13 protein-coding genes are annotated in these 9662 nt (G+C 66.4%); 4 read left to right on the top strand and 9 right to left on the bottom strand.

Translation table 11 applies throughout. The features are described 5' to 3' along the window. Positions 1–573, top strand: a 573-nt coding sequence (locus BM228_RS32365) for an SDR family NAD(P)-dependent oxidoreductase (protein WP_092047324.1), incomplete at its 5' end; no start/stop codon positions are given. A 237-nt stretch (positions 574–810) separates the two neighbouring features. On the opposite strand, the gene BM228_RS32360 is transcribed toward BM228_RS32365, so the two are convergent. The 8 genes from BM228_RS32360 to BM228_RS32325 all read right to left on the bottom strand — a co-directional run bounded on the left by BM228_RS32360 (position 811) and on the right by BM228_RS32325 (position 6128). Next, the gene (locus tag BM228_RS32360) at positions 811–2580 is read right to left on the bottom strand and encodes a complex I subunit 5 family protein (protein WP_092047322.1); all 1770 of its coding nucleotides are present in this window, start codon (positions 2578–2580) and stop codon (positions 811–813) included. Continuing rightward, on the bottom strand, positions 2580–2981 hold the full coding sequence (locus BM228_RS32355) for a sodium:proton antiporter (RefSeq protein WP_092047320.1): 402 nt from the start codon (positions 2979–2981) through the stop codon (positions 2580–2582). Before BM228_RS32355 ends, BM228_RS32360 begins: the two co-directional genes overlap by 1 nt. Then, positions 2978–3754 carry an MnhB domain-containing protein gene (locus BM228_RS32350; RefSeq protein WP_092047318.1) on the bottom strand — a complete coding sequence of 259 codons (777 nt, stop codon included), beginning with the start codon at positions 3752–3754 and terminating at the stop codon, positions 2978–2980. The genes BM228_RS32355 and BM228_RS32350 overlap by 4 nt, the downstream gene beginning before the upstream one ends. Next, positions 3751–4038, bottom strand: coding sequence for a Na(+)/H(+) antiporter subunit B (locus tag BM228_RS32345; RefSeq protein WP_092047316.1), 288 nt, complete (start codon positions 4036–4038; stop codon positions 3751–3753). The genes BM228_RS32350 and BM228_RS32345 overlap by 4 nt, the downstream gene beginning before the upstream one ends. After that, a complete protein-coding gene (locus BM228_RS32340; RefSeq protein WP_244537427.1) occupies positions 4035–4322 on the bottom strand; it encodes a monovalent cation/H(+) antiporter subunit G in 288 nt (95 codons plus the stop codon). Before BM228_RS32340 ends, BM228_RS32345 begins: the two co-directional genes overlap by 4 nt. After that, on the bottom strand, positions 4319–4570 hold the full coding sequence (locus BM228_RS32335) for a monovalent cation/H+ antiporter complex subunit F (protein ID WP_092047314.1): 252 nt from the start codon (positions 4568–4570) through the stop codon (positions 4319–4321). Before BM228_RS32335 ends, BM228_RS32340 begins: the two co-directional genes overlap by 4 nt. After that, positions 4567–5133, bottom strand: coding sequence for a hypothetical protein (locus tag BM228_RS32330; protein ID WP_208612146.1), 567 nt, complete (start codon positions 5131–5133; stop codon positions 4567–4569). Before BM228_RS32330 ends, BM228_RS32335 begins: the two co-directional genes overlap by 4 nt. A 101-nt stretch (positions 5134–5234) precedes the next feature. Then, positions 5235–6128, bottom strand: coding sequence for a LysR substrate-binding domain-containing protein (locus BM228_RS32325; RefSeq protein ID WP_092047312.1), 894 nt, complete (start codon positions 6126–6128; stop codon positions 5235–5237). A 110-nt stretch (positions 6129–6238) separates the two neighbouring features. Here BM228_RS32325 and BM228_RS32320 point away from each other — a divergent pair, with 110 nt between their 5' ends. Both BM228_RS32320 and BM228_RS32315 read left to right on the top strand, forming a co-directional pair. Further along, positions 6239–6991 (top strand): SDR family NAD(P)-dependent oxidoreductase, encoded by a 753-nt coding sequence (locus BM228_RS32320; RefSeq protein WP_092047311.1) that lies wholly within the window; start codon positions 6239–6241, stop codon positions 6989–6991. Between the two features lie 576 nt (positions 6992–7567). Further along, positions 7568–8709 (top strand): IS3 family transposase gene (locus tag BM228_RS32315; RefSeq protein ID WP_092047309.1). Its coding sequence is split into 2 segments (ribosomal slippage): positions 7568–7835 and positions 7835–8709, totalling 1143 coding nucleotides; the frame shifts between segments, so codons are not numbered across the junction. A 30-nt stretch (positions 8710–8739) separates the two neighbouring features. Here BM228_RS32315 and BM228_RS35035 read toward each other — a convergent pair. Continuing rightward, on the bottom strand, positions 8740–8886 hold the full coding sequence (locus BM228_RS35035; protein ID WP_167367897.1) for a hypothetical protein: 147 nt from the start codon (positions 8884–8886) through the stop codon (positions 8740–8742). A 324-nt stretch (positions 8887–9210) separates the two neighbouring features. Between BM228_RS35035 and BM228_RS32310 the strand changes: the two genes are divergently transcribed. After that, positions 9211–9662 (top strand): transposase (locus BM228_RS32310; protein WP_139234326.1); only part of this gene is annotated, 452 nt, incomplete at its 3' end.

Below are 9662 nucleotides of genomic sequence, written 5' to 3'. Positions count from 1 at the left end.
GCGCGAGGGCTCGTCGCGGACGCGGCCCTACAGGAGGATTTGTGCCGCGTCATGGCGACGGTGCAGGAGACGCATGGCCGGATCGACGCGCTCGTCCTCAACGCGGGCATCTCGGAACCGGCGACCCTGCGCGACGGGACGCCCGAGCATTTCGACCGGCACTTCGCGGTCAACGTCCGTGGCGCCGTCTTCGGCTTGCAAGCAGCTCTGGGCGCGATGGGGCGGGGTGGGTCCGTCGTGTTGATGGGATCGATCGCCGACGTCATGGGGGTGACGCCCTACGGAACCTACGCCGCCACGAAGGCGGCCCTGCGTTCCTACGCACGCACGTGGACGGTGGAGCTGGCCCCGCAGGGCATCCGCGTGAACGTGGTGTCCCCCGGCCCGACCGACACCGCCATGATGGCGAGCGTGCCGGAAGAGGGGCGGGCCGCGCTGATCGCACCGATCCCACTAGGCCGCATGGCGCGTCCCGAGGAAGTGGCTGCAGCCACGCTGTTCCTGCTGAGCGACGAGGCGAGCTTTGTCGCGGGGGCCGAACTGTGCGTCGATGGCGGTATGCGCCAAATCTAGTCCCGCTACGTTGGTTTCGGCATGTCCGCTTCGGCGGGTTTCTATCCCCGGAGCGGACGGGCCGAAATCCACCCACATGAGACGTTCAGCCGGCCGCGGCAGCGACTTCGAATGGCCGAAAGCCGCATAGCTGCTTCGGGGGAATTACGCGGCGAAGCGGATGTGGGCACGTTCAGACAGATCCGCCGACCGTGCCATCGGCATCGCAGCTCTCGCCGTCTGTCAGAGGCTGCCGCCTCAGGACGTCGCGAGAAGACCCGCGAGGATAGCCAATCCGATAGTCATCCAGGTCACGTAATCGCCGATCAAGCCGCTGTGAACCTGTTCCAGAAGCCGGGTCGGTCCCGATTGCGTGGCGCGGACCGGCCTCGAGAACCAGCGGGGTAGTTTATGGCGGCCGAGCGCGAAGGCCGCGATCACGAGTGTCAAGGCGAGGCTGAGCCAGGGCAGCCAGCTGGGGCCACGCCCCAAACCACCTCCCCGGTGCATGAAGGCCGGCACCGCTTCGCTGGCGAGGCGCGCGACCGCCTCCTCCGGTGCCGCGACGTTCAGGGCGAGCAGGACGAGACAAGGCGCCAGCATCAGCCAGAGCGGGCGGTTGGCCTTCTCGCGCTCCGCCTCGCTCGGCGCCTGCGCCTCGTTGCCGGGATCTGGACCAAGCCCGAGAAAGATCCGGCCGGCGGCGCGCAGGACCGCGGCGCCGGTGAGCCCCGCCCCGACGACGGTCGCCGCGACCGCGAAGGGGTGGCCGCCGTCGAGGAGCGCGCCCTGAAGGATGCGGGTGCCCTGGTCGAGGAGGCCGAGTGGCAGGCCGCACAGCAGAAGGCCGCCGAGCGCCATCGCGATGCCGGCGGGCTCGATCCCTCGGCCGAGGCCGCGCAGGGCGATCTCGTCGATGCCGGCGCGAGTGGCGAGCAGGATGCCCGCCACCATGAACAGCGCGCCCTTCACCAGCCCGTGGCCGACGAGGTAGAGCAACAGGCCGCCGGTGCCGCCCTGCGACAGCGCCCCGATGCCGAGCAGCATGATGCCGGCATGGCTGATCGTCGAGAAGGCGAGCAGGCGCTTGAGGTGGCGCTGGAGCACAGCCATCCAGCCGCCCACCAGCGCGGTCGCGCTGCCGGCGCCGATCATGAACAGAGAGACCGCCCCGCGGACCTGATCGGAGCCGGTGAACACCACCGCGGTCAGCTTGGCGAGCCCGAACAGCCCGAGCGAGACCATGGCGCCGGAGAAGATAACCGAGACCGGGCTCGGGGCCACCGCGTGGGCGTCGGCGAGCCAGAACTGGAACGGGACGACGGCGGCCTTGATCATCAGCGCGGTGGCGACCAGGCAGAAGGCGCCGGCGGTCACCGGATCGCGCCCTGCACGGGCGACCGCGCGGGCCAGTTCCTCGAAGTCGAGCGTGCCTGCACGCGCGTAGATCAGCCCGATGCCGCCGAGCATCAGGAAGCCCGCGAGGCTGTTGGTGACGGTGAAGTTCAGGGCGCCGGCCAGCGCCGATTCGTCGAGATGATAGGCAGTCAGCGCAAAGGCGGCGACGCTCATCACCTCGAACCACACGAACAGATTGAACAGGTCGCGGGTGAAGACGAATCCGACCATGGCCGCCAGGAACAGCAGCATCAGGATCTGAAAGTGGCCGTGGGTCTCCTCGAAGAAGCCCCAGGCGAAGACGAAGCTCGCGGCAAACAGCGTCCCAATGAACGCCGCGACCCAGCCGCTCGCGGCATCGACCGAGAAGCCGATGCCGAGCGGCATGCCCGCCCGCGGCGTCCAGCCGCCGAACCAGTAGACCAGCGGCGCGTCCGCCGCCCGCACGGCGATCAGGCTGCAGAGGGCTGCGACCGCGAGCGCCGTTAGGCTTGCGAGGATGTCGGGCCAACGGCCGGGCAGGAGGTGGGCGGTCGCGAGCAGGGCCGCGCACATCGCCAGCGGCAGCGCCACCGGAAGGGGCGGCAGCACCGCGCTCGGGATCCAGCTGAGAGAGAACCAATCCGGCATCAGAGCTGCGCCTCCGTGCCGGGTTCCTGACGCGCGCCGACGCGTCCGCCGCCGGCATTCTTCCGCATCGGTCGGAGCCGCTCCGGGTCGAGTGTGCCTCTACGCTTATACACCTGCAGCGTCAGGACCAGCAGCAGAGCGGTCAACGTCGCGCCGACGACGATGTCGGTGAGCACGAGCGCCTGCATCACCGGGTCGACGGCGGGTGTGCCGGGCGGGTGGTCGTAGAAGATCGGAGCGATGGCGTCCCAGCGGTAGCCGATGCCGAGAAGCAGCACGTAGGTGGCCGATTGGCAGACCGAGAGGCAGCCGATCAGATGGATGTAGTTCCGGCTGGTGCTGATCCCGAACAGGCCGATGCCGAACAGCCATGCGGCAACCGCGTAGGGGAGCCAGCTCACGCGTTTTCTCCCTTCGGATCGTCCGATTGGTCGGGTTCCCGGGTCTCCTCCATGAATTCGAGGAAGAGCTGGGTGAAGCCACCCGTGACGGCCGCCGCCACGCCGAGATTCTCCACCAGCATCAGGCCGCCGGAGAAGAGGTCGCGAAACGTCCCCAACGGCAGCACGTTCTCCATGAATGCGGCCCCGACCAGCATCGGTGCGAGGCCGCAGAGCACGAAGAGCAGCGCGCCGCCGCCTTCCATGGCGTCGAGCCACCGGCTGCGGACGCTGTCGCGCCATCCGGCATAACCTTCTCCGAGGTAGATCAGCAGGGTCGCCGATGCGAGGATCACGCCGCCCTGGAAGCCGCCGCCGGGCGTCACGGTGGCGTGTAGAACCACATAGGTCCCGAACAGGGCGGTGATCGGCCCAGCGATGCGGCAGGCCAGGACGACCACCTCGGCGCGGGGCAGAACCGGCCTGCCGGGGAGCCGAGCCGCGCGATCGGTGATCGCCTCGCCACGGCTGCCGCGCAAGAGCACGACGGTGCCGGTGATGGCGGCCAGCAGCATGAACTCCTCACCCAGCGTGTCGAGCCCGCGGATGTCGAAGTTGATGGCGCTCACCATGTTGGCGACGTGGCGCTCGGCCGGCGCGATCGCGTTGATCCGCGCACCATAGGCAGCGATGTCGGCGCCGAAATCCGGCATCGCTCGGATCGCCGAGACGGCGCAAGGCACGAGGACGAGGCAGGCGAGCCCGAGCAGGACGAGGCGCCATCGTGCGTTCATGCGTCCTCAGGAGACTTCGTGTGGTCACCGGGATCGGCGGATTGGCTCGGCGAGGCGGTTCGCACGGCGCTCAACGCCACGACGAATAGCAACGGTACAGCCGCGGTGCCGACGGCGAGTTCGGACAGTGCCACGTCCGGTGCCTGGAGCGCGGTGAAGAGCACGGTCAGAATCAGTCCGTTCAGCCCGATCGCGAAGACTTGGCGGCGGGGCTCCCGGATCAGGACCACCGCCGTCCCGCTGGCGGCGGTGAGCAGGAGCAACAGGGCGAGGATCGCGCTCACGCCGACGATCCTTCCCGCAACAGCAAGGCGCGGCCGACCACGTGCGAGAGTACCGCGCTCCAGGCGACGAGAAGCGTCATCAGCAGGGCGATCTTCAGGGAGCGGCCCGAAACACCGTCCGCGACGAAAGCCGTCACGGTGACGAAGAACCCGGCCGCCGCGTTGAGGAAGGCCACCGCGTGCAAGCGGTCCAGCGCTCGCGGCAGCCGCATTACGGCAAGGCAGGCAATCCAGATCGCCGCGACGGTCAGGCTGAGCAGGATTCCGAGGATCGCCGCGCTCACAACCAGCGCTCCACGAACACAGCAAGGAGCAGCGTACCCGGTAGCGTCAGCAGCACAAGGGTGAGGGCGAGGTCGGTCAGTGACGGTTGGTCGGTAGCGAAAGTCAGGAGCGTTAGTAGGATCACCGTAATCGAGCCCGCCAGCTGGTAGGCGGCAAGGCGCTGCCCGATGCGTCCACGCCAGCCGATCGCCGCGGCGATGGCAAGCGCCGGGACGAGAGCCCCCGATGCGAGGATCCATGGGCTCACTTCGGCGTCTTTCGTGCCGGTTGAGTCTCAAAGGCGTGGAGTACCGCTTCGGAGCGCCCGGGATCGAGGCGCAGGACATAGCTACGCGGTGCCAGAGAGGCAGCGAAAACACCGAGTGCCCGTTCGGCCTGCGTCTCCGCGCCGCCATCGGCCTTGGTCACCTGAAACACCGACGCCATCGGTCGGGTCCGGATCGACCCGGCGCTGGTGCCGCCGACGATCGCCCGCATCAGGTCGAATCCGACACGGAGAGTCTGGCCGGGCAGGTTCGCCACTGCGCTCGCCAACGGGCGCAGCATGCCTACCCGTAGCCGAAAGGCCGCGTCGCCGATCCGCCCGACGCGCCGCGCCCAGAGCGTGCCGAGGCTGGCGCAGACCACCCCGGCGAGTCCCTCAGTCGCACTGATCGAACCTGCGAATACGCCGTAGAGAGCGGCGAGGAAGATCCAGGTCGCAGCCGTTGCTAAGAAGACGCGCGGCTCCGAACGCTCCAGTCCAACGTCGGAAATTTCTCCCGCCATCGACGGTCCCTCACCGATTCTTTGCGCTGAAAGGGTATCCACGTAGGCGTAGACCGCGGCCCATGCGGGTACAATGGCAACGGCTGGAGCCGTTCCCTGGCGGCTTGAATCGTTTGAGGTACGACGAGGCTGCGTCTTTGCCTTCATAGCTTCGGAAAGGCTGTCGCTAAGTGGTCTATCAGAGCACGCACGGCCGGCGGCAGGCCGCGCCGGGTTGTGAAGACGAGGTGGACTATGCCGGCTTGGCTGCGCCAATCCCGTAGGACGTGGACGAGCCGGCCGGAGGCGATGTGGACGGCACAGACATGGTCGGGCAGGTAGGCAATGCCGATGCCTTCGGCGGCCGCGTCACACAGGACGGCAAAGTCGCTGCACGTTAGGCGCGGTTCATGACGCAGCCTGTACGTCGACCCGCCCGCCTGCTCGAACCGCCACTCGACCTCGCCTGGGTCGTCGCTCGTGCCGAGCGTCGGGAAGGCGCCGAGCGACGCGATGTCAGTGCCGAGGCTGCTGGCGACCTGCGGGCTGGCAACCAGGATCCAGTGCGAGTGCCCGAGCGAGCGCATCGTCAGCGACGCGTCACTGGTGAGTTCCCGCCGCACCCGCACGGCCACGTCGATACGCTCTTCGATGAGATCGACGGGCCTGTCGCTGGCGATGAACTGTAGGCTGACCTTCGGGTAGCGGGTTAGGAAGGTGCGCACGGACGCCGAGACAACCTCCACCAGGCCCTTCGGGCAGCTCATGCGGATGCGCCCGTGCGGCTCGGCCTGTGCCTCGGCGACCAGCGCCTCGGCCCGCTCGGCCTCCATCATGATCGCTCGGCAACGCTCGTAGAAGCTCTGCCCGACCTCGGTGATGCGGAAGCGTCGGCTCGACCGCTCGATCAGGCGCAGGCCCAGCCGCGCCTCAATGGCCGCGACCCGGCGGCTGAGCTTCGACTTCGGCTCGCGCAACGCCCGGCCCGCGGCGGCGAAGCCACCGTGGGCCACCACCTCGGCGAAGTAGCGGTAGTCGTTGAGGTCGGCACGCATCATCGTTCCTCTGATGGAACGCTACGTGCCACGTTTGCCGTCTACTCGCATCAGCGTTCTCGCTGCATCTCTGTCGTCAGCGGCGAGGCAAAGCCGAACGACGGAGAACGACGATGACGAACAGGTTTCAGAACAAGGTCGTGGTGGTGACCGGCGGCACGAGTGGCATCGGGCTCGCTACAGCGAAGGCCTTCTCGGAGGAAGGCGCCTCGGTGTTCATCACTGGCCGTCGACAGGAGGCACTCGACGCGGCAGTGAAGCAGATCGGCGGGCGCGTGACCGCTGTCCAGGGCGACATGGCGCGCTTGGCGGATATCGACCGCCTCTACGATGCGGTCCAGCAGAAGCACGCGCAGATCGACGTGGTCTTCGCCAATGCCGGCGGTGGCGAGATGGTGCCGCTCGGTGCGATCACCGAGGAGCATTATCAGCGGACCTTCGACACCAACGTGAAGGGCGTGTTGTTCACCGTGCAAAAGGCCCTACCGTTGCTGAAGGATGGTGGTTCCATCGTCCTTACCGGGTCGACCACCAGCATCTCAGGCACGCCCGCTTTCAGCGTGTACTCGGCGACAAAGGCGGCGGTGCGCAACTTCGCCCGCAACTGGATCCTCGACCTCAAGGATCGCCACATCCGGGTGAACGCTATCAGCCCCGGCCTTACGGAGACCGCGGGCCTGAACGAGCTGTTCGGTGGTGGTGACCAAGCGAAGGGCACGAAGGATTACCTCGCCGGCCTAATCCCGGCCGGGCGCATCGGTCAGCCGGAGGAGATCGCCAAGGCGGTGCTGTTCCTGGCCTCGGACGAGGCGAGCTTCGTCAACGGCGTCGAGCTCTTCGTCGATGGCGGACAAGCTCAGATCTGAGTAGACGGTCGCCAATGTCGGCTTCGAGGCGTCTCTGTCCCGAAGCCGACGATCTGCAAACCACCGAGGCTGTGTGAATTCGCGGAAGTCGTCGGTTGCGGTAGAATAAGCTCCCCTCAGCCGCGCTGTGTGTTGGCTTAATAACGGGTCTGTCGGCAGTAAAACAGGCATCTGGCGAGCTAAAATAGTTCCCGCGTAGAATTTTGTTCTACGGCCTCGCAACGCACCCGCGTTTTCACACAGCCTCCACCCATCTGAGACACTGGCGCAAGCGCTTCACGGTGTCCGCGAATGGCCGAAAGCGGAATGACTGCTTCAGAGAAGGCCGGCTGGAAAAGCGGACTGCCTTCTACCGACCCAACCCAGCCGCCGGAAGCGTTGTCGGCGCTCCCCCAAGGCGGACGTTCCGCGTAATCTCAAGCCTCTGCGTGCCCGAAGTCCGACGTTTGCCGCTCGGGGCCCGTGCGTGCGCCTCGGCGTAAGCTGGATTGAACCCGGTCGATCATCTCATGACCTGACCGGCTGGCTTTGGACCGGGCTGATTGAGAGGATCAGCCAGGACCAAAGGAGTTGGACATGCGGCGAGGCCAGAAGACGAACGCGGAGCAGGTCGTGCTCAAGCTGCGTCAGATTGAGGTGCAGACGGCCCAGGGCAAGAGTTTGGCCCTTGCATGCAGGGAGGCGGAGATCTCCGAGCAGAGTTACTACCGCTGGCGCAAGGAGTACGGCGGCCTTCAGGTCGATCAAGCCAGGAAGATGAAGGATCTGGAGCGCGAGAACGCTCGTCTGCGCCGGCTCGTCGCCGACCTTTCTCTAGAGAAGCAGGTGCTGGCGGACGTCGCCTCGGGAAACTTGTAGCCCCCGAGCGGCGCCGGCAGGCGGTGGACGGCATCCGTGAGAAGTACGGCCTCTCGGAACGTCACGCCTGTCGGATCGTCGGCCAGCACCGGGGCACACAGCGCTACGTGCCCACCGTACTGACCGATGAGGATGAGCTGACCCAGGCCATCATCGCCCTGGCGTCCGAGTATGGACGCTACGGCTATCGCCGCGTCACCGCGCTGCTACAGGCAGCCGGCTGGCAGGTAGGCAAAGACCGGGTTCAGCGCATCTGGCGTCGCGAGGGGCTGAAGGTCCCCAGCCGACATAGACCCCGCAGCCGCCTGTGGCTGAACGACGGCTCCTGCGTGCGGTTACGACCACTTCACCGCAATCACGTCTGGAGCTTCGACTTCGTGCAAGCCCAGACGCACGATGGCCGCAGCCTGCGCATCCTGACGCTGATCGACGAGCACAGCCGGGCCTGCCTGGCGCGGAAGGTGGCGCGGCGCATCAACAGCCTCAGTGTGATCGAGGCGCTGGCCGACGCGATGTGCCTGCACGGCATCCCGGAGAACATCCGCTGCGACAATGGTCCTGAGATGATCGCAAAGGCATTGCGCAAGTGGGTCGCCAAAGCTGGCTCGCAGATCCAGTACATCGCGCCAGGATCCCCGTGGGAGAATGGCTATTGCGAGAGCTTCAACGGCAAGCTTCGTGACGAGTGTCTAAACCAGGAGATCTTCTACTCGCTGAAGGAAGCGCAGATCGTGATCGGTCTCTGGCAAACCACCTACAACCGCGTCCGACCGCATTCGTCGCTGGGCTATCGGCCGCCCGCGCCCGTCAGCTACCCGGATCTGGCCTTCCGGCTACCCATGGCCGCCACCATGCAGTAGCCTCTCAATTGGCTCGGTCCAAAATACCGGTCAGGTCATCGTGCTTTGGCGCCAGTGATGCAGTCCTGGCCCGCCCAGCGGCTCCCTGGCGCCATGGTCCATCGAACCCATCGCCGGTTCGCCTGCACTTCGGTCGCCGGCATCGGCCTGTGCAAGCTGCTTCTCGACTTCGTTCATGAATGGCGGCCCCTTATCGAAGGGCGATCTAGGTGAAAAAGTTAGGGCGGCCTAATTACTTATTCTCTGAACAGCATGGAACTATCGAGGAAGTTCCTAAAACGGTTGACGGCAGCCTCCCACCGCCCCCCCCCTTCATATCTTCCGTACTGTCGGGCAGCGTGAAAGCGGACCTTCCCAGCGCCTGTTGAGGGTCGTGAGCGGTCCCCGCGGCTATGTCCGGTTTGACGCATCTACCGTCCGAAAACGGATGGGCAGAAAACCACCGAGGCTGTGTGAAAACGCTGCTGTTCTGATAGTCTCTGCGTGACGGCGGCGGCTTGTATGGCGCGGTTCGTTTTGGGTGCGGATCGCCATCAGGTTACGTTGTTGCCGGATCGCCTGGACGACTACGTGTCCGAAGACAATCCGGCGCGCGTCGTCGATCTGTTCGTGGACGAACTCGATCTCGCGGCCCTTGGTTTTGCTGGCGTGAGACCGGCCGCGACGGGCCGGCCCGGCTACCATCCCGCGACGCTGCTGAAGCTCTACCTCTACGGCTACCTCAATCAGGTCTCCTCCAGCCGCCGCCTGGAGCGTGAGGCTGGCCGCAACGTCGAGCTGATGTGGCTGACCGGGCGCCTCGCCCCCGACTTCAAGACCATCGCCGACTTCCGGCGCGACAACGGGCCTGCGATCCAGGCCGCCTGCCGCCAGTTCGTCGTGCTGTGCCGCCAACTCGGCCTCCTGGCCGGTGGCGTCGTGGCTCTCGACGGCAGCCGCTTCAAAGCGGTGAA

It is taken from the genome of Methylobacterium pseudosasicola, from assembly GCF_900114535.1.
GTDB classification, from domain to species: Bacteria; Pseudomonadota; Alphaproteobacteria; order Rhizobiales; family Beijerinckiaceae; genus Methylobacterium; species Methylobacterium pseudosasicola.
This window is presented reverse-complemented; position numbering and strand designations above follow the sequence as displayed.

Bases quoted from the DNA above. Each gene is read 5' to 3' on its own strand.
- BM228_RS32360 (WP_092047322.1), bottom strand. From the start codon at position 2,580: ATGCCGGATTGGTTCTCTCTCAGCTGGATCCCGAGCGCGGTGCTGCCG.
- BM228_RS32350 (WP_092047318.1), bottom strand. From the start codon at position 3,754: ATGAACGCACGATGGCGCCTCGTCCTGCTCGGGCTCGCCTGCCTCGTC.
- BM228_RS32325 (WP_092047312.1), bottom strand. From the start codon at position 6,128: ATGATGCGTGCCGACCTCAACGACTACCGCTACTTCGCCGAGGTGGTG.
- BM228_RS32320 (WP_092047311.1), top strand. From the start codon at position 6,239: ATGACGAACAGGTTTCAGAACAAGGTCGTGGTGGTGACCGGCGGCACG.
- BM228_RS35035 (WP_167367897.1), bottom strand. From the start codon at position 8,886: ATGAACGAAGTCGAGAAGCAGCTTGCACAGGCCGATGCCGGCGACCGA.